The organism is Hominimerdicola alba 8 (assembly GCF_000178155.2).
Taxonomy (GTDB): Bacteria; Bacillota; Clostridia; order Oscillospirales; family Ruminococcaceae; genus Hominimerdicola; species Hominimerdicola alba_C.
The window spans coordinates 87,027-105,823 of sequence record NZ_ADKM02000008.1 but is presented as its reverse complement, the minus strand read 5'-3'; the positions used below and the strand labels follow the sequence as shown (position 1 = coordinate 105,823).

The following is an 18,797-nucleotide window of genomic DNA, read 5'->3' as shown; positions in this document are numbered from 1 at the left end:
ACTTTGCCTGCACACTTTTTATTTATTATTTCTGTCCCGCTGACATGCCGCGCTGTATAGCTTTTCAGCGTGCGTTGACAATAGTTTGCAGTAAAATTTTTCGTGGTTATCCCGCTGACACACCACAAAAACGGCGGTTTTACAGAACTTAAGGTGGTTGGCGTATATCTTTCCCCCGCCACAGGCGGGAGAGTGACACGACCTTATCGGAATCTATTTTTTGTTTGCATCAGGTGCTATGAACATGGAGTCACCGAAAGAGAAAAACCTGTATTTTTCTTCAACGGCGATCTTGTAGGCGTTCATCGTGTTGTCGTAGCCCGCAAATGCCGAAACAAGCATTATCAGCGTGCTTTCGGGCAGATGGAAATTAGTTATAAGACCGTCCAGCACCTTGAACTCAAATCCCGGATAAATGAATATCTCGGTAAAGCCATCGCATGGGCGAATGTCACCGTAAAGCGCCGCCACGCTCTCCAATGTGCGGCAGGAGGTCGTTCCCACTGCGATGACGCGCCCGCCCTCAGATTTTGTCTTGTTGATGAGTTCGGCTGTTCTTGCGGGAAGTTCATAATGCTCACGGTGCATCTTGTGGTCAAGCACCCTGTCCTCCTTGACGGGTCGGAAAGTCCCCAGACCCACATGCAGTGTAACGTATGCGATATTGACACCCATAGCTTCGATGTCAGCCAGCTGTTCTTTTGTAAAGTGCAGACCCGCAGTTGGCGCGGCAGAAGAACCTATCTCGTTGGAGTAGACTGTCTGATAGCGCTCTTTGTCTTTGAGTTTTTCGGTGATGTACGGCGGCAGCGGCATCTGACCTATCTCGTCCAGCGCCGCAAAGAGATTTGTGCTGTCATCACACTCAAATCTTGCGATGCGGTTGCCGTCTTCCAGCACTTCGGTTATCTCGGCTCTCAAAAGACCGCCCCCGAATACAAAGCGCCTGCCCACACGCGCCTTTTTGCCCGGTCTGCAAAGTATCTCCCATTCAAGGTTGCCCCTCTGTTCCACCAGCAGGAACTCAATGAACGAGTGTGTGTCCTCAGTTTCACCGTAGATACGCGCAGGCAGAACACGCGAGTCGTTCAGCACCAGCAGGTCACCTTTTCTGAGGTGGTCGCATAGATTGTAGAAGTGGTCATGTCCCACCTCTCCCGTGTACCTGTCAAGGCACAGCATGCGCGAAGCGTTGCGCGGCTCGATGGGGGTCTGTGCGATAAGTTCCTGCGGCAGGTCGTAGTAAAAGTCTGACTTCTTCATGTCGTTGATGTCCAGCATTTCAATTCTCCTTAATGATTTAAACTTTTTACCCTAATTTTCAGATGTTCCCGCAAGACGGTCAGATGTCCGCAAAGGGCGGAAAACTCAGGTTTTGCAGGCGGTAATTTACAAAAAATTCATAAAAATATCGCTTTGTAGCGTGATATGTCTATTGACAAGCAGGCGAAAGTGTGTTATCCTATGGTTTAGAACAGATAGAGGTGCAGTTGAAAAGAGTAACACGGTCTGACCCCGAAAGGTCAAAGCAGCCCATGCCTACAGACCGATGTGAAAGGTAAAACTGCCGAAGCCTGCGGCGCGGGAACCCGCTTGCTGACTGATGGTTCAACAGATCATCGGTTGTCATCATGACTTTATGATGGAGTGCTATCGGCGGAAAGTTATCTTGCCAACATTCTAATTATATTGTATGATGCGCCGGTTTTCAACCGGTTTTTTTATTATTCTACAATTTTTTATGTTTTGCGCAAAAATATCGCATATACTGTTTGTCTGTTTGGTTGATATGACGAGTGCGCAAGAGAAAAGGAGTTTTTGTTATGGAAAAGAAGTTCAAGGTAGGTATCATCGGTGCAACAGGTATGGTTGGTCAGAGATTTTCTCTGATACTCGACAAGCACCCATGGTTCGATGTTGTTTGTCTGGCAGCTTCCCCAAGAAGTGCAGGCAAGACTTATAAGGAAGCAGCAGGCAGCAAGTGGAAGCTGGCTGACCCGATGCCTAAGTCTATGGAAGATATGGTAATAATGAACGCAGAGGAAGATGTTGAGAAGATAGCTTCTATGGTAGATTTCGTTTTCTGCGCTGTTGATATGAAGAAGGACGAGATCAGAGCACTGGAAGAGAAGTACGCTAAGGCTGAGTGCCCTGTAGTTTCCAACAACTCCGCTCACAGACATACTGATGATGTTCCTATGGTCATCCCTGAGATCAACCCCGATCACATCGAGATCATCGCTTCCCAGAGAAAAAGACTGGGCACCAAGCGCGGCTTCATCGCAGTTAAGTCCAACTGCTCACTGCAGAGCTATGTTCCCGCTCTGGCACCTCTGCACACCAAGTACAAGGTAACTAAGGCTCTGGCTTGCACCTATCAGGCAATTTCCGGCGCAGGCAGAACTTTTGAAACATGGCCTGAGATACTCGACAATGTTATCCCTTACATCGGCGGCGAGGAAGAGAAGAGTGAGCAGGAGCCTATGAAGATCTGGGGTCACATCGAAGGTGACAAGATCGTTGACGCTACTGAGCCCGCTATCACAGCACAGTGCCTGAGAGTTCCTGTTTCTGACGGTCACACCGCTGCTGTATTTGTCAGCTTCGAGAAGAAGCCTACTAAGGAAGAGATCCTTCAGGCTTGGAAGGAATTTGCAGGCGTTCCTCAGGAAATGCAGCTGCCTTCCGCTCCCAAGCAGTTCCTTAACTACTTCGAGGAGAACGACAGACCTCAGGCTAAGCTGGACAGAAACCTTGAGGGCGGCATGGCTGTTTCCATCGGCAGACTGAGAGAAGATACTCAGTATGATTACAAGTTCGTTTGCCTGTCCCACAACACCCTGAGAGGTGCAGCAGGCGGCGCTGTTCTGCTGGCTGAACTGCTGGCTGCAAAAGGCTATTTTGACTGATCTGTTAACTAGATAAAGCAGCATGGACTACTTTATTTCAGATATGCACTTTGGTCATGAGGACAGAGTGAAGTGGGACGCCAGACCTTTCAAAGACGCAGCCGAGATGTTCTCGGTCATGCGTGAAAGGTGGAACGCAAGGGTCAGGGAAGATGACGATGTGTGGATAGTCGGTGACTTTACTTATTACGGTGAGACCGATGATGAGAACATACGTCATTATGCGCTGAACCTTAACGGCAGGAAGCACCTTATATACGGCAATCATGATGACCGTATAAAAAATTCTCCCGCACTTCAGCATCTGTTCTGTGAATGTGTATACGAGAAATATATCGAGCGTGACGGCAGGAAGTTTTTCCTTGCACACTACCCGATGGTAGAATGGTATCGCAGACCTCAGGGCTGTGTGCTTATCTACGGTCATATCCATGGCAGCTGTGATGACGGCTATGATTTCATGGCAGCGCACCGTAAAGATGAGGCATTCAATGCGGGCTGCATGATAAACGGCTATGTTCCCGTAACTTTTGAAGAACTAGCTCTGAACAACGAGTCATTCCGTCAACAATATATATCCGATAAGGAGAAATGATCATGAAGAAGACTATTTTTACAGGCGCAGGCGTGGCTATCGTCACACCTATGAACGCCGACGGTTCTATTAATTTCGATAAGCTGGGCGAACTGATCGACTGGCAGATCGCAGAGGGCACAGATGCTATAATCATCTGCGGTACAACAGGCGAAAGCTCTACCATGACTGATGAAGAGCATATCGATACCATCAAGTTCGCTGTTGACAGGGTAAACCACAGGATCCCCGTTATCGCAGGCACAGGTTCCAACCACACCGATTATGCGGTGGGTCTTTCAAAGAAGGCTGAGGAAGTCGGTGCTGACGCTATCCTGCTGGTAACACCTTACTATAACAAGACCTCTCAGAAGGGTCTGATAGTTCATTATACAACTATCGCTAATGCTGTGAATATCCCGATAATCCTGTATAATGTTCCATCAAGAACAGGCGTGAACATCACCCCTGAAACTCTTAAGGAACTGTCTAAGGTGAAGAATATCGCGGCTGTCAAGGAAGCAAGCGGCAACATCTCGCAGATAGCAAGAGTTGCGGCACTCTGCGGTGATGACTTGGATATCTATTCGGGCAACGATGACCAGATCGTTCCTATAATGGCTATAGGCGGCAAGGGCGTTATCTCGGTGCTGTCAAACGTTATGCCTAAGGAAACTCACGAGATCACACAGCTGTGTCTTGAAAACAAGTATCCTGAGGCTCAGACTAAGATGAACAAGGTGCTGGAATTTGCAAATTCCAACGGTCTGTTCTGCGATGTCAATCCAATTCCTGTCAAGGAAGCCCTCAACCTGATGGGCTGGGAGGTAGGCGAGTGCCGTCTGCCGCTGGTAAAGATGGAAGAGGCTAAGATCGAAAAGCTGAGAGCTAAGATGGCTGAGCTGGATCTTGTAAAGTAAAAAGTAAACTGCGAGGGCGGAGCGGTGAACGCTCTGCCCTTATGTTTTAACGTAAAAATGAAAGGACTGATAAAAATGACAAACATAGTTATCTGCGGCGCTAACGGTCATATGGGCAGAGTTATCGCTGATGTTATAAGCGGACGTGAAGACTGTAAAGTCATTGCGGGTATCGACAAGTTCACCACCGCGTATGCTGATTTTCCCATAGTTGCATCAGCAGGTGAGCTGACTGAAAAGCCCGATGTCATCATCGACTTTTCTCACCCCTCTACCCTCGATGAGCTGCTGAATTACTGCCTGTCCAACGGCACAGCACTGGTCATCGGCTCAACAGGCTATAACGAGGAGCAGACTGCTAAGATCAAAAAGGCGGCTGAACAGATCCCGCTGTTCTTCACATTCAATATGTCGCTGGGCATCAACCTGCTGGCTGACCTCGCTAAAAGGGCTACAAAAATACTGGGCGACCAGTTCGATATCGAGATAGTCGAAAAGCACCATAACCAGAAGTTAGACGCTCCTTCGGGCACAGCTATCATGCTGGCAAATGCTATCAATGAAGAACTTGACAACAGGTGCAGCTATACCTATGACAGACATTCTGTCCGCGCAAAGAGGACAAAGAACGAGATCGGTATGCACTCGATACGCGGCGGCACGATAGTCGGTGAGCATGAGATAATCTTTGCAGGCCGTGACGAAGTCGTAAGCCTTAAGCACGAAGCCCACTCGAAGTCGGTATTCGGCGTAGGCGCTGTTAATGCGGCTGTTTTCCTCAGCGGCAAACCTGCGGGTCTGTACGCTATGGGCGATATGCTGAAAGAAGCATAATAAATGATCGGGCGGTCATCGGCTGCCCGATTTTTTTGTAAGTGTAAATTTACCTATTGCAATTTGCGGCGCTGTGTGTTATAATTAAAATGTATTATTTTTGAGCAGAAAGGAACTGAAAAATATGCTTTCAGATATTGAGATAGCCAAGCAGGCTAAAATGCTGAAGATCTCCGAGATCGCAAAGAAACTGGGTATTTCCGAGGAGGAGTATGAGCCATACGGTCACTATAAGGCTAAACTCTCCGAGAGTCTTTATGAGAAGACTAAGGATAAGCCTGATGGCAAGCTGATACTCGTCACAGCTATCAACCCCACCCCCGCAGGTGAGGGCAAGACCACTATTTCGGTAGGTCTGCATGAAGCGATGCACGTTATCGGCAAAAACTCCATTCTCGCCCTGAGAGAGCCTTCTCTCGGACCTGTTTTCGGTATCAAGGGCGGCGCAGCAGGCGGCGGATACGCACAGGTAGTCCCGATGGAGGACATAAATCTCCATTTTACAGGCGACATGCACGCTATAACTGCGGCGAACAACCTGCTCTGTGCGCTTATCGACAACAGCATGCAGCAGGGCAATCCCCTGCACATCGACCAGCGCCGTATAATGTTCAAGCGCTGCCTTGATATGAACGACCGCGCACTGAGAGATATCGTAATCGGTCTGGGTTCAAAGGTCAACGGCATACCCCGTGAGGACTCTTTCCAGATAACTGTTGCTTCCGAGATAATGGCGATACTCTGTCTGGCGGCTGATCTTGATGACCTGAAAAAGCGCATCGAGCGTATTCTGGTAGCTTACACCACCGACGGCAAGCCTGTTTTTGCTAAGGATATCGGCGGCTGCGGCGCTATGGTCGCTCTGCTCAAAGATGCTCTTAAGCCAAACCTTGTGCAGACATTGGAGAATAACCCCGCTCTTATTCACGGCGGTCCTTTCGCAAATATTGCACATGGCTGCAACTCGGTACGTGCAACAAAGCTTGCGCTGAAACTGGCTGACTATACCATCACAGAGGCAGGCTTCGGCTCAGATCTGGGCGCTGAAAAATTCTTTGATATCAAGTGCCGCTTTGCAGGACTCAAGCCCAGCTGCGTAGTTCTGGTGGCAACTATCCGCGCACTGAAATACAACGGCGGCGTGCCGCGTGCAGAACTCACCGAAGAGAATGTTCCCGCACTTGAAAAGGGCATCGTGAACCTTAAGACACATATCGAGAATATGCGCAAATTCGGCGTTCCTGTCGTTGTTGCCATCAATCGTTTCGGCACCGATACCGATGCAGAGATAGAGGTCATCAAGAAGACCTGTGCTGAAATGGGCGTTGAAGTTTCGCTGGCTGAGATCTTCGCTAAGGGCGGCGCAGGCGGAACTGATCTGGCGCAAAAAGTGGTCAGCACTATAGACAACTATAAGAGCGATTTCAAGCCTATCTATGATGAAAAGCTGCCTATCAAGGAAAAGCTGAACATCATCGCTAAGGAGATCTACCGCGCTGACGGCGTTATTTTCACCGCACAGGCTGAAAAGGCGCTGAAAGAGATCAACGAACTGGGCTACGGCGACATTCCGGTCTGCGTTGCAAAGACCCAGTATTCGCTGTCTGATGATCCTACCAAGCTGGGCAAGCCCGAAAACTTCGAGATAACCGTCCGTGACCTGAGAGTTTCGGCAGGTGCAGGCTTCGTTGTAGCTTATACAGGCGATATAATGACCATGCCGGGTCTGCCTAAGGTTCCTGCTGCTAATAACATCGACTGCGACAATCAGGGTAATATTTACGGGCTGTTCTGATAAACTGAACTGAGGTGCAAAATGAAAACCAAAGCCATGCCCGCAAGGGCGACAGCTGAGGATATTGACACAAACCGGTCTGTTAAAACGGACAAAAGGCATAAAAATAAACAATTGAAATGGCTGATCGGCAGTACGGTGTTTTTCCTGCTGCTGAACGGCATTTCGCTGATCAGCACACCTTTTTGCGACTTCTACCAGCATTGGGTATACCCCGTCTGGGGGCAGACCTACGGGCGGCTGACTTCGCTGCTGCCGTTCTCTTTCGGTGAATTGCTGATCGCAGCGGCAGTATTCGGCATACCGCTCTCGCTGATCGTGATGGCGGTGCTGCTGATCTTCAAAAAAAGCAGCCGCAGGAAGACAGCTAGGATATTCGGCTTTGTTTACAGCTGGATAGCTGTGTTCATACTTGGTACAGAAACGCTGAACTGCTTTGTGCTGTACCACACTTCAACATTTGAACAGCAGAATTCCATCAGCACATCGCAGCATACCGATAATGAACTAGAAGCGCTTGCGTTCAGATTAGTCGAACAGATAAACGTTCTTGCAAAAGAAGTAGAGCGCGATGATAAAGGAAAATTTCTGCTTACATCGGATGTCACTGAGGTATCGCGTAAGGCTGTCGCGGATCTTGATGATGAGTTCAAGAACTTTGGCGGATATTACGTGCGTCCGAAAAGCATCTATTGCTCTTTTTTCATGAGCCAGATGGATCTGATGGGAATTTATTTTCCCTTTTCGATGGAAGCAAACTACAACAACGAAATGTATAAGGCGAAGCTGCCATGTACTGCTTGTCACGAACTTGCCCACACTAAGGGCTTCATGCGCGAAGAAGAAGCTAATTTCATAGCTTTTGTCGCATGTGACAGGTGCAGCAATGTTGAGTTCAGATATTCTGGATATCTTTCTGCACTGACTTATGTGCGCAATAAGATATTCGAGTATGCTGACGAGAACACAAAGATAAAACTTGACAGCGCCATATGTGACGAAGTCTGGACTGATATAGACGCTAACCGTGAGTTCTGGAGATCGGTCGAAGAAGCCGAAGATACTGTGTTTGACAGCAGGACAGTCAGCGAAGTGAGCGACAAGGCTATGGAAGCATCGCTGCACGCAAATGGTGTCAAAGACGGTAAAAAAAGTTACGGCAGAATGGTCGATCTTATGTTGAATTACTACGGCGAGCACAGCTTTTACAGCGAATAGAATGGTTGTGATAAATTGAACTTTACATATAAAACCAACTCGGCAGAGGAAACTATCGTGCTTGGCCGTGAGATAGGCAGAAGGCTTCGCGGCGGTGAGATCATTGCATATCGCGGGGGACTCGGTGCAGGAAAAACTACGATCACTCGCGGAATCTCAGAGGGAATGGGGCTTGGTGACGAGGTCACCTCACCTACCTTTGCTTTGGTCAATGAGTACCGAAAAAAGGATAGCAAACTGAGTCTTATCCACTTCGACATGTATCGCATTACATCTGGTCAAGACCTGGAAACTACGGGCTTCTTTGACTATATGGACGATGATTCGGTGCTTGCGGTCGAGTGGTCTGAGAACATCGATGATGATCTTCCCGATGACTGCATAAAAATTACTATCAACAGGCTTTCAGATGACGAGCGTGAAGTTGTCATCGAAACCTGTGACGGAGATGATAGATTTGAAAATATTGGCAATTGATACCAGCGGTAAGATAGCTTCGGTGGCTGTAAGCGATGGTAAACTTCTTTGGGAGAAGACGGTTTTTACAAAACTTACCCACTCGCAGGTGATCCTACCGATGGTAACACAGGCACTTGAAGAAACAGGGTTTGATTATTCTGAACTTGACTGCATCGCTGTAGCCAACGGACCCGGTTCCTATACGGGGCTTCGCATCGGTATAGGGGCGGTCAAAGGCATCTGTCTGGGGGCGACGAATATCAAGGCGGCAGGTGTTTCGACTCTGCTTGCGCTGGCGTACAACTGCCGCTCTTTTGAGGGCAGGATAGCCGCTGTGATGCGGGCGCGTCCCAAGATAATATATGGTGCGGTATTTGAGTGTTCATGCGGTGAGATCACTCGTGTCACTGAGGATAAGGTCTGCGGTGAGGACGAATTTTTTGCTCTTTTTGACCCATGTGACAACATTATGTTGGTGGGTGACTGCGCTGAAGAAATGAAAATGTCCCGATTTGCGGACAGCAATAATGTCAGATGTGCGCCGGAAAACTGCGTTTTGCAGAGGGCTTCTTCCATCTGTGAAGCCGTTGAAGATGATCCTTCGCTCTTGTGCAGTGCTGATGATCTTGCAGTTTCATATTTGCAGGCAACTAAGGCTGAGAAAGACAAGGCTCACCGTGACAATTAAGAAAAACTGAATTTTATGGAGGGTATTTAAATGAAGATAGCTATAGGCTGTGACCACGCAGGTCCCGAACTTAAGGCTGAGGTGCTTCAGTATCTCGATGAAAAGGGCATAGAATATGTTGATCTGGGCGTTCAGAAAGGCGAAAAATGCGACTATCCCGATAAGGCAAAGGAAGTCTGCGAAAAGGTAACGAGCGGCGAGTGTGACTGCGCTGTGCTTTTCTGCGGTACAGGCATCGGTATGTCGATGGCAGCTAATAAGGTCAAGGGCATCAGGGCTGCCTGCTGTTCGGACTATTTTTCTGCTAAGTTCACCCGTGCACACAATGATGCGAATGTGCTGTGTATCGGCGCAAGGGTCGTAGGCGCAGGACTTGCCTGTGAACTGATACAGGTGTTCCTTGATACTCCTTTCGAGGGTGGCAGACACCAGCGCAGGGTCGATAAGATACACGATATCGAAAATAACTGATGTACAAATTTGATTAAATATTACATTAACTTTTGTGTAAAATGATAATAAAACTCTCCGAAAAAGGCTGTTTTCTTCTTGAAATTGTCTTTTCAGAGAGTTTTTTCATTTTTTGGTAAATTGTTTCTATTGACAATTTGATGAAAATCTTGTATAATAAACAAGATAAAATGTAACCTTTGTGTAATATTTTATGGAGGGTATAAAAATGAATTTTATTAAAGCGGCAGCAAGCGCTGCAATTGCGGCGGTAATTTGTTCGTGTGCAGCAATTTCGGCAACGGCTGACACTTTCGGTGAGATCATCGGTACTGATGGTCAGGGCTTTGAGTTCACCACCGTTGATGCTTCTCAGGACGCCGAATATCTTAAATACAGACATGAGCTTTTCCTGCAGGCAGCATCAAGCAATTCGCCCGCAGGCAGGATCAAGTCGGATTTCCCCGAACTCTGCGCATATGGAAGTTACCTCACCCATGACAGTCGTTTTGACGGCATGGACAGGGATTTCTGCATCGATGTTTCCCAGTGGCAGTCTTACATAGACTGGAAAGCGGTCAAGGCTTCGGGCATCGATAACTGCATAATCAGACTGGGCGTGCGCGGCTACGGCTCGGCAGGCACACTGATGATCGATGACCGATATTTTGAGAATATCAGGAATGCTAAGGCGGCAGGTATGAATGTGGGTGTTTATTTCTACACTCAGGCTATCAGCGAGGCTGAGGCGCGTGAAGAAGCTGACTACTGTGCGGCTGCCCTGAAAGACTATTCGCTGGAACTGCCCGTTTACTACGATATCGAAAGCGTTGACTATGATTACGGCAGACTTGACCATGCAGGGCTCAGCTATAAACAGAAAACTGCACTTTGCAGCGCTTTCTGTGACAGGATAGAGTCATACGGCTACCAATCGGGCGTTTATGCAAACCTCTACTGGCTCACCAGCCTTATAGATGGTCCGTCGCTGGGCATGAATTACAAGACATGGGTCGCTGCATATCTGTCATCTATCAACTACGGCGGCATTTATGATATGTGGCAGTATTCCAGTCAGGCATCTATTGATGGTATCTACGGCAATGTTGATATCAGTGTTATGTACGATGTTGACTACTCGCCCACGACTGCGCTTAAAGCCGAACTTGACGGCAAAAAACTCAGCTGGAACAAAGCGAACGGCGCTGACGGCTATACTGTTTACGGCAGCAATGACGGCAGCAGCTTTACAGCGGCAGGTGACGCTGAGGGCTGCAGCTTTGATATCACAGGCAGCAATTACAGTTTCTATCGTGTAGCGGCGTACAACTATTTTGCAGGTAAAAGACATTATGGTCACAATTCCAATAATGTTGCTGTTAAGACCTATTCTGAGATGACTGAGGGGCTTTCAGTAAAGCGTTCGGGCATCGACAGGGTAATGCTGAGTTGGCAGCCGACTGACGGCGCGGCAAGCTATGAAGTATACACTACCGATGGCAGCAGCACAAATCTTGTGGGCAATACCGCTGAAACATCTTTTGAGATAAGCGGCAAAAACTTGCAGGAATTCAGGGCTTATGTCAGACCATATAACGCTGACGGCATCGGCGGCAAGGTGTCTGAGGAGATAGAACTTCCTGCCAATACACCTTCAGGTATCCCAAGTCTTGAACGTGTGGGCACAAAACTTGTATGGACTAATGTAGAAGATGCTGACGGCTACATCGTTACTTTCAGCGGCATATCAGGTGTCGGAGAAACCCGCGTTGACGGCAACAGCTTCTATATGGACGAAGAACGCGACGGCACATACTACGTGCAGGCATATATCATGCTTGAAGGCAGAAAATTCCGCTCAGAGGCTTCCAACACTATCGAATTCAAGGGCATCAGCTATCCGCCAAAGGGCGAATTAGTTCTCGATGCAGGTGACGGTGAACTTGTGTGGAACAAGATAGATGATGCACAGGGCTATGTGGTATACGAGATCTCCGCCGATGGTGAAGAGATAGCGGTCGCTGTAGTGAATGGGTGCCGTTACGCCACCGATAAGCTGACAGGTACAGTTTATTCCGTAAGGGCGTATAACTCAAAGGACGGTAAGGATTTCTACACCGAAATGTCCAACAAAGTAGTTGTATCTCTGCCTGAGGTCACCGAAGCAAAGCTGGAAAGTTTCTCAGGTGATACCGCAATAATATCGTGGGACGGTATCGAAGATTGCGATGAGTACAGAGTATATGTCGATCTCGGCAAGGGATATAAGCTGTACACTTCCGTCAAGGGTACAATGGCAGTCATTGCAGGTCTTAAGGACGCAGAATTTGCCAGCGTAAGAGTAAAGGGCTACTCCTGCAAAGATGATGTGGTAAGTTATGGTGCATTTTCCAACCAGCTTTACATGATCGGCACAGAGGACAGCAGACCTCAGCAGGAAGTTTTCAGTTTTGAAGATCTTTTGAAGTAAAATTTGTAAATTAAGCAGTCCTGCACAGCGCAGGGCTGCTTTTTTTGAAAAAATGTGTGGAAAATTAATCGATTTGTAATAGCTAACCCTTGACAAACAGATAGAAATGCTGTATAATGACAATAGGAACTATGAATTGGTTCCTTTCACAAAACAAACATATAACTGTCATTTTTGTATAAGAAAAGAGGTCATGCCAATGTCTAAAGCAATGGGTTCAAGATACTCTGTTGAAAGTTCTAAGGAGAGCAGAGAGTATTTTGAGTTCGTCAAGGATCTCCTCGAACATGAGGTGGTTTCCGAGATGAAAAAATACAGGCACCATTACAGCACTACCTGTTATCAGCATTGTCTGAACGTTTCTTACTATAACTACATCGTCTGCAAAAAGCTGGGCTTGAATGCAAAGGCTGCCGCGAGAGCAGGCATGCTCCACGACCTGTTTCTGTATGACTGGCGGGACGAGCCCCGTAAAAAAGGTGAGCTTCCTCACGGTTTCACTCACCCGAAGATAGCCCTTGAAAATGCCAAAGAGCATTTTGAACTGGACAAGCTGGAGGAAGACATAATCGTCAAGCACATGTGGCCGCTTACCATAAAGCTGCCGCGCTATGCCGAAAGCTACGTTATAGTTATGATAGATAAGTATGCCGCTATGCTGGAGTTCGGTGTACACTGCAAAAACAAGCTGTCACACACCGTACATTCCATGCACAGGCACAAAAAGTCAGCGTAAGACGAAACTGATAAGCAAGACCTCCTGCGGCTCATTCCCGCAGGAGGTCTTTTTGATGTTATTTACCGAATATCCAAAAATATGTCAGTCCCAGCCATTCACGCACCCAGAAAGTCAGCAAATAGCGCGGCTCGGTGTGCGCGGAGTATGCGGTTATCCTGCCCGCACCCTCCTGCTTTGCTATGAGGCTGGCGCGGTATTGGTGAAAGCCGTCAGTCACTATGGTGATGTCCCGCCCATAGCCCAGCTTGTCAGTCATCTCAAAGGTGAATTTTATGTTCTCAAAAGTCGAGGTGGACTTGTCCTCCATCAATATGCGGCTCTCATCAGCACCCTTGCTGATAAGATAGTCGTGCATCGCCTTTGCTTCCGATATCTTCTCGCCGTACCCCTGACCGCCCGATACCACACAGACTGCATCGGGGTGCTTCTCCATCGCTTCAAGCGCCACATCAAGCCTGCGCCTCAGCATTCTCGATGGTCTTGTGCCTTTGACCTGACAGCCCAGCACTACTATCAGTTCGGTATCATCAGGGACATTCTCCTGCGCCCGATACATCTTGAAAGAAAGTATGCCCGCATAGATGAATCCCGCCGCCAGAAACACCGCCGCAGTGATCACAAGCACCCGCGTGGGTACTTTCCCCCACAGTTTGCTGATAAGCCTGCAAAATGATCCAAACTTGGCAGTGACAGCTATCAACAGTGCGCATAAGACAATTCCTGCCGAATTTCCCTCGTTGATAATGGGTATAGGTATTATGAACAACAGCAGAAAAAATATCTCCACCGCCAGTATTACATGTCTTATGGTCATTTTAGCTTTCCTCTCGCTCAGTTCATACCGAATGAAACACCGTTGTTTTCGTCGTTCAGCGGTTTCTCGGCAGATATGTCGTCCTTGTGCCTGAAACCCATCTCGTCAATATAGGTGTACCAGCCGCTGTAGTTTACCACATTCTTCTCAGTGTCAGCATCTATGTCTATCTCAAATTCAGTGACGTTCCACCAGTTGGGCTGAAAGCATCTTACGCCCACAGTTTTTTCGTTCAGCTGACCCGAAGTTATGCTGAATTTGTAAGCGCCGTAATTCCCGCCGTGTATGGCGATATCAGCGCTGCCGTCATCGTTTGGGGTGACAGCCGCTTCTTTGGTGAAATCGATGTTCTTGCGTGATATGATGTTGTCATCATTCAGCGCACAGCTTTCACCATTGACATTAAGTACGACCCTGCCTGTTATCCTGTCCATCGGGTAGTTTCTGAACCATACCACCCGCCCCGCAGGAATAAGCACCATAGCCGCGCAAAGCGAAGTTACTGAAACTATGATCTTCTTTTTCTTTGTCATATTTAGTTCCTCCCGTTTAATATCTTTTGTATCTGACAATATTATAACATATTTGAGAGGAACCGTCAACTTAAAAATTCCTTAGTTTTTGCTTAATGAAAAAAAGTATTTTACATAAGATTTTTGTAACCTGAAATCTTTCAAGCAAACACAAAACACAGAATATCCCAGTACGCATGTAAAATGACAGGTACAACAATACACCGACTTCTGGCAAATGTGCAGCTAAAGATCAGACTCAGCACCATTACCTGTATGAATGAAAAAACGGTCATATATGTCGCAAATACGCCCTCACGCAGCCATATAGGGAAATGTATCATAAGAAACATAAGTGCATTGCCAAAAAATGCTATGCGGCGGTCGTGTTCTTTCATGGCTGTATTCAGAAGCATACCGCGAAACACCATTTCTTCTGTTATGCCTGCAAATACAGCTGTCAGTATATATTCTGTGCGAAAAGATGGACTTAAAACTATCTTGCCGCTGCGATAAAGATCGGGTATAAGATGAAAAGCCGAAAACAGCAGTATAAAAACATACATCGGAATAAATGAAAAAGCTTTTTTCGCATTTCCCAAGATCTCGCTTTTATCTATAAACATATGATCACCGTACTTCCTTATGATAAAAAAAGCAGGAACAGACCACAACAGTATTTTTAATACTACCTCCTTAATGATCTCCAATGAAGCGGAAGATATACTCGCACCAAGCTGAGGTACGATCACACATTCTAAGACTGCCCACAAAATATACAGCACAATGTAATAGGTCAGGGTAATGATGCGTATTTTTTGTTATTCTCAATTTCTAAGTCCTCCTGAATGATAATGTACAATATGATCTTTCTTTTATACATAATGAAAAAAGCCGCTATAACGGCAAAAAATTACGGCGTTCAGCGAGAAAACACGCCGCGTGCTGCTTATCAAATGTCAACTATGAAATATCAATAGAAAACGCCATAGTACTTCTGACCTTGCATCAAAAATACTATGGCGTAAAGCTTCTATATCAGTGCAGCATTTATGGACTGCCGCATGTGTTATTCACCTGATAAAAAGTTCACACAAATTATTCAACGATGAACTTCTTTATCTCACTGAAGAACTTGTCAGCATCATCAGTGTGTGCTGTCAGCTGGATAGGGTTGGACAGGTCAAGGCTGAAAATACCCATGATGGACTTTGCATCAACAGCATATCTGCCGCTGGTCAGGTCAACATCAAAATCATACATCATAACGATGCTTACGAAGTCCTTAACTGCCTGAATGGAATCTAAAGATATCTTTACCTTTTTCATATAAATTTCCTCCTAACAAAATTCTCACTTATAAATTGCTTTCTCTCTTGCAGCATTCTCTATGCTACAATTATAATTATAAACGATTTTTTGGAAATGTCAAGGCATATTTGCAAAAAAAAATAAAATATGGTACAATAGTCAATAGCAAAGGTGAACTTGAACTTGTTTTGTGTGCATTTCACAATAGCGAAGCACATATTTTGTGTATATCCAACATATTTCGAGGTGCTAACTGAAATTATGAAAATATATTATTATACATTCGGCTGTAAGGTCAACCAGTATGAAACTGAGCATATCCGCGAGCGTTTCACTGAAAACGGTCACGAAACTGTGCGCGACTTTTCTGTGGCAGATGTCTGTGTCATAAACACCTGCACTGTCACCGAACAGGCAGACTCAAAGTGCATGCAGATGCTAAGGCGTGTTCGCAAAGCCGCTCCGCAGTCTGTCATCGTGCTGGCAGGCTGTTTTCCTCAGGCTTTTCAGAGCCGCGCCGAATCCCTTGCCGAGTGCGATATAATAGTCGGTACAGAGGGAAAGGGAAGTATCCCCGAACTGGTGGACTGCTTTATGAAGTCTGGTGAGCGGATAGTCGCCGTAAAGCCCCACGCAAGGGGCGAAGCCTTTGACCGCATGACCAACAAAGGCGACTCCGACAAGACCCGCGCCTACATAAAGATACAGGACGGCTGTGACTGCTACTGTACCTACTGCATAATCCCTTTTGCGCGTGGTCATCTGCGTTCAAAGCCCATCGGAGATATACTTACCGAAGCAAGAGATGCCGTTTCAACAGGTCATAAAGAACTTATCCTCACAGGCATCAATCTCTGCTTTTACGGCAGGGGACTTTCCGAACAGCTGACTCTTACCGATGTTGTGGAACGCATCTGCGCCATTGAAGGCGATTTCCGTGTGCGGCTGGGTTCGATCGAGCCTGAGATGATGCTTGAAGATGATATAAGACGACTGGCGGCGCTGGATAAGCTGTGTCCGCATTTTCATCTTTCTCTGCAAAGCGGCAGTGCATCTACCCTGAAACTTATGAATCGCCGCTACACACCCGCCGAGTATGAAAAACTCTGCCATGACCTGCGTGAATACTTCCCCGATTGTGCCATAACCACCGATATAATGGTGGGCTTCTCGCACGAGGGCGAGGCTGAGTTTGCTGAGTCGCTTGCATTTGCCGAAAGGATAGCTTTTGCGGAAGCGCATATATTCCCATATTCACGCCGCAAGGGTACTAAGGCAGATACTTTTGACGGTCAGGTCGATGGTCACACCAAGCATCTGCGCGCTGCAAAAATGGCAGAGGTCTGTAAAAAAACTAAGGCGGAATATCTTGCTTCCTGCGTTGGCAAGACTTTCAAGGTGCTGTTTGAGCGTGAAAGTGAGCAGGACTGGCACAACGGTCATGCGCCAAACTATGTCACTGTAAAAGTACCCCGCCCATCACCCGATGTCAGTCTGCGCAGACAGTTCAGGCAGGTGAAGATAACATCGGCAAATGAAGAGCATTGCTTTGGTGAGCTGATATGAGTTCAATTTATCATATTTACTTTTGGATGAAATTGTGATAAAATAAACAGGTAGTTTTATAATTAAATATGGCTATCCCTATAAGAAACTACTAAGAATAAAGGTATAACATAGAACTTTTATTGAGATGTTTTCTTTCCAACGCCGCAGGCAGGGAAAAGAAAACCGCTAATTTATTGTTATAGTAAACTAAAATGTGGTTATCCCGCTGACACACCACAAAAACAGCGGCTATACAGAACTTAAGGTGGCTGGCGTATGGTGCTCAATTATCCTTTTGTTTACCGCATTTTTAGTTGGTGTGCTAAAGGGATAGTCATAAACTAAAATGGAGGATAAATATGGATAAGAGCATTTCGATAGTCAATAAGGGCAGCTTAAGTTTCCTGGGAAACGCATTCAAAAAAGCCGAAACAGATGGCAGACTCAGCGTGGTATATCTGGGCGGGTCGATAACACAGGGCTGTAACGCCTCAACTGAGGATAAGCGATATGTTGACCTGTCATTTCAGTGGTGGAAAGAGAAATTCCCTGCGGCTGACATTACCATGTTCAACGCAGGTATAGGCGCAACTACTTCGCAGTACGGCGCAGCCCGCGCAGAAGAACATGTGCTTTCCCGCAAGCCTGATGTGGTATTCGTTGAGTTTTCTGTCAATGATGATGATACCGACTTCTTCAAAGAAACTTACGAGAGCCTTGTTCGCAGACTTCTCGCCGCTGAAAGCGTAAAAGCAGTGGTGCTGATAAACAACCTCTTCTACGATGACGGCAGGAACGCCCAGCGTGTCCATAACGAGATAGGTCTGCATTATGACCTGCCCATCGTCAGCGTGAAAAACTATGCGTGGCAGCTGGTGCAGTGCGGCGAGATAGACCCGAAAGTCTACACCGATGACAATTTGCACCCCACCGATATAGGTCATAAGATGATAGCTGACCTGATAAAAGGTCTGCTGGAAGAGAATTACAGCGCTTATAAAAACGGCGATGTTTTCGGCGCAAAGCCCGCCCTTGCCGAGAAGATAACTCCATGCAGATACGAGGACGCAGTCATTTACCGCAACACCAACTGCACCCCCATACTTGACGGCTTTTCCGCTGACACCCACAAGGCAGACCGCTTCTGTGACCCGTTCAAAGACGGCTGGACAGGTTCGGCTAAGGGTTCTTCTGTTACATTTGAGGCTGAGGGCAGCATACTTATGTTACAGTGGCGGCGCACTGTCAAACAGCCCGCACCCATCGCTTATGCCACCATTGACGGCGACATCGCAAACAGGGTAAAGCTGGACGCAAATTTCGATGAAACATGGGGCGACCTCTGCTGCCTTACCACCCTCACCGAAAGCGCCGCAAAGGGTGTAAAACACACGATAAGGGTCGAAATTGCCGAAGAGGGCAGTGCAAATGACTTTATGGTCATCTCTCTTATCGCAGCTGACAATTAAAACAGTAAATTTTTTAATAATTTTTGTGCTTTTGCTATTGACAAAACCGTGAATAATATGTATAATATGGTTATTATATATTTAATT

Annotated in this window: 18 protein-coding genes and 1 riboswitch; of the genes, 13 read left to right on the top strand and 5 right to left on the bottom strand. The window is 46.9% G+C overall.

Translation table 11 applies throughout. The features are described 5' to 3' along the window. Positions 1–213: 213 nt before the first annotated feature. A complete protein-coding gene (gene queA, locus CUS_RS00580) occupies positions 214–1,281 on the bottom strand; it encodes a tRNA preQ1(34) S-adenosylmethionine ribosyltransferase-isomerase QueA (RefSeq protein WP_002846879.1) in 1,068 nt (355 codons plus the stop codon). Positions 1,282–1,471: 190 nt separating this feature from the next. Next, positions 1,472–1,661: riboswitch (Lysine riboswitch) on the top strand. Positions 1,662–1,823: 162 nt separating this feature from the next. Here queA and asd point away from each other — a divergent pair. The 11 genes from asd to CUS_RS00525 all read left to right on the top strand — a co-directional run bounded on the left by asd (position 1,824) and on the right by CUS_RS00525 (position 13,053). Next, entirely contained in the window at positions 1,824–2,909 is a 1,086-nt protein-coding gene (gene asd / locus CUS_RS00575) for an aspartate-semialdehyde dehydrogenase (protein WP_002846771.1), read from the top strand. A 22-nt stretch (positions 2,910–2,931) separates the two neighbouring features. After that, positions 2,932–3,504 (top strand): metallophosphoesterase, encoded by a 573-nt coding sequence (locus CUS_RS00570; protein WP_002846810.1) that lies wholly within the window; start codon positions 2,932–2,934, stop codon positions 3,502–3,504. 2 nt (positions 3,505–3,506) lie between these two features. Beyond that, complete coding sequence (gene dapA, locus CUS_RS00565) at positions 3,507–4,403, top strand: 4-hydroxy-tetrahydrodipicolinate synthase (protein ID WP_002846794.1); 897 nt, start codon at positions 3,507–3,509, stop codon at positions 4,401–4,403. A 75-nt stretch (positions 4,404–4,478) separates the two neighbouring features. Beyond that, positions 4,479–5,237 (top strand): 4-hydroxy-tetrahydrodipicolinate reductase, encoded by a 759-nt coding sequence (gene dapB / locus CUS_RS00560; protein WP_037275839.1) that lies wholly within the window; start codon positions 4,479–4,481, stop codon positions 5,235–5,237. A 124-nt stretch (positions 5,238–5,361) separates the two neighbouring features. After that, positions 5,362–7,032 (top strand): formate--tetrahydrofolate ligase, encoded by a 1,671-nt coding sequence (locus CUS_RS00555; RefSeq protein ID WP_037275823.1) that lies wholly within the window; start codon positions 5,362–5,364, stop codon positions 7,030–7,032. A gap of 21 nt (positions 7,033–7,053) precedes the next feature. After that, positions 7,054–8,250, top strand: coding sequence for a DUF3810 domain-containing protein (locus CUS_RS00550; protein ID WP_002846821.1), 1,197 nt, complete (start codon positions 7,054–7,056; stop codon positions 8,248–8,250). A gap of 15 nt (positions 8,251–8,265) precedes the next feature. Then, positions 8,266–8,727: a tRNA (adenosine(37)-N6)-threonylcarbamoyltransferase complex ATPase subunit type 1 TsaE gene (tsaE, locus tag CUS_RS00545; RefSeq protein WP_002846803.1), complete on the top strand. Its 462-nt coding sequence runs from the start codon at positions 8,266–8,268 to the stop codon at positions 8,725–8,727. After that, positions 8,708–9,397: a tRNA (adenosine(37)-N6)-threonylcarbamoyltransferase complex dimerization subunit type 1 TsaB gene (gene tsaB / locus CUS_RS00540; RefSeq protein WP_002846811.1), complete on the top strand. Its 690-nt coding sequence runs from the start codon at positions 8,708–8,710 to the stop codon at positions 9,395–9,397. Before tsaE ends, tsaB begins: the two co-directional genes overlap by 20 nt. A gap of 30 nt (positions 9,398–9,427) precedes the next feature. After that, the gene (gene rpiB / locus CUS_RS00535) at positions 9,428–9,868 is read left to right on the top strand and encodes a ribose 5-phosphate isomerase B (protein ID WP_002846852.1); all 441 of its coding nucleotides are present in this window, start codon (positions 9,428–9,430) and stop codon (positions 9,866–9,868) included. 208 nt (positions 9,869–10,076) lie between these two features. Beyond that, the gene (locus CUS_RS00530) at positions 10,077–12,317 is read left to right on the top strand and encodes a GH25 family lysozyme (protein WP_002846768.1); all 2,241 of its coding nucleotides are present in this window, start codon (positions 10,077–10,079) and stop codon (positions 12,315–12,317) included. 199 nt (positions 12,318–12,516) lie between these two features. Beyond that, positions 12,517–13,053 carry an HD domain-containing protein gene (locus tag CUS_RS00525; protein WP_002846853.1) on the top strand — a complete coding sequence of 179 codons (537 nt, stop codon included), beginning with the start codon at positions 12,517–12,519 and terminating at the stop codon, positions 13,051–13,053. Between the two features lie 58 nt (positions 13,054–13,111). On the opposite strand, the gene CUS_RS00520 is transcribed toward CUS_RS00525, so the two are convergent. From CUS_RS00520 to CUS_RS00505, 4 genes are all read right to left on the bottom strand, one after another. Then, a complete protein-coding gene (locus CUS_RS00520; protein ID WP_002846782.1) occupies positions 13,112–13,870 on the bottom strand; it encodes a YdcF family protein in 759 nt (252 codons plus the stop codon). 17 nt (positions 13,871–13,887) lie between these two features. After that, entirely contained in the window at positions 13,888–14,403 is a 516-nt protein-coding gene (locus tag CUS_RS00515; RefSeq protein WP_002846876.1) for a hypothetical protein, read from the bottom strand. Positions 14,404–14,543: 140 nt separating this feature from the next. Then, positions 14,544–14,948: a CPBP family intramembrane glutamic endopeptidase gene (locus CUS_RS20590; protein WP_278244425.1), complete on the bottom strand. Its 405-nt coding sequence runs from the start codon at positions 14,946–14,948 to the stop codon at positions 14,544–14,546. A 532-nt stretch (positions 14,949–15,480) separates the two neighbouring features. Further along, on the bottom strand, positions 15,481–15,711 hold the full coding sequence (locus CUS_RS00505; protein ID WP_002846863.1) for an HPr family phosphocarrier protein: 231 nt from the start codon (positions 15,709–15,711) through the stop codon (positions 15,481–15,483). Positions 15,712–15,954: 243 nt separating this feature from the next. Between CUS_RS00505 and mtaB the strand changes: the two genes are divergently transcribed. Next, complete coding sequence (gene mtaB / locus CUS_RS00500; protein ID WP_002846769.1) at positions 15,955–17,259, top strand: tRNA (N(6)-L-threonylcarbamoyladenosine(37)-C(2))-methylthiotransferase MtaB; 1,305 nt, start codon at positions 15,955–15,957, stop codon at positions 17,257–17,259. Positions 17,260–17,600: 341 nt separating this feature from the next. Then, positions 17,601–18,710, top strand: coding sequence for an SGNH/GDSL hydrolase family protein (locus CUS_RS00495; RefSeq protein WP_002846783.1), 1,110 nt, complete (start codon positions 17,601–17,603; stop codon positions 18,708–18,710). Positions 18,711–18,797: the final 87 nt, after the last annotated feature.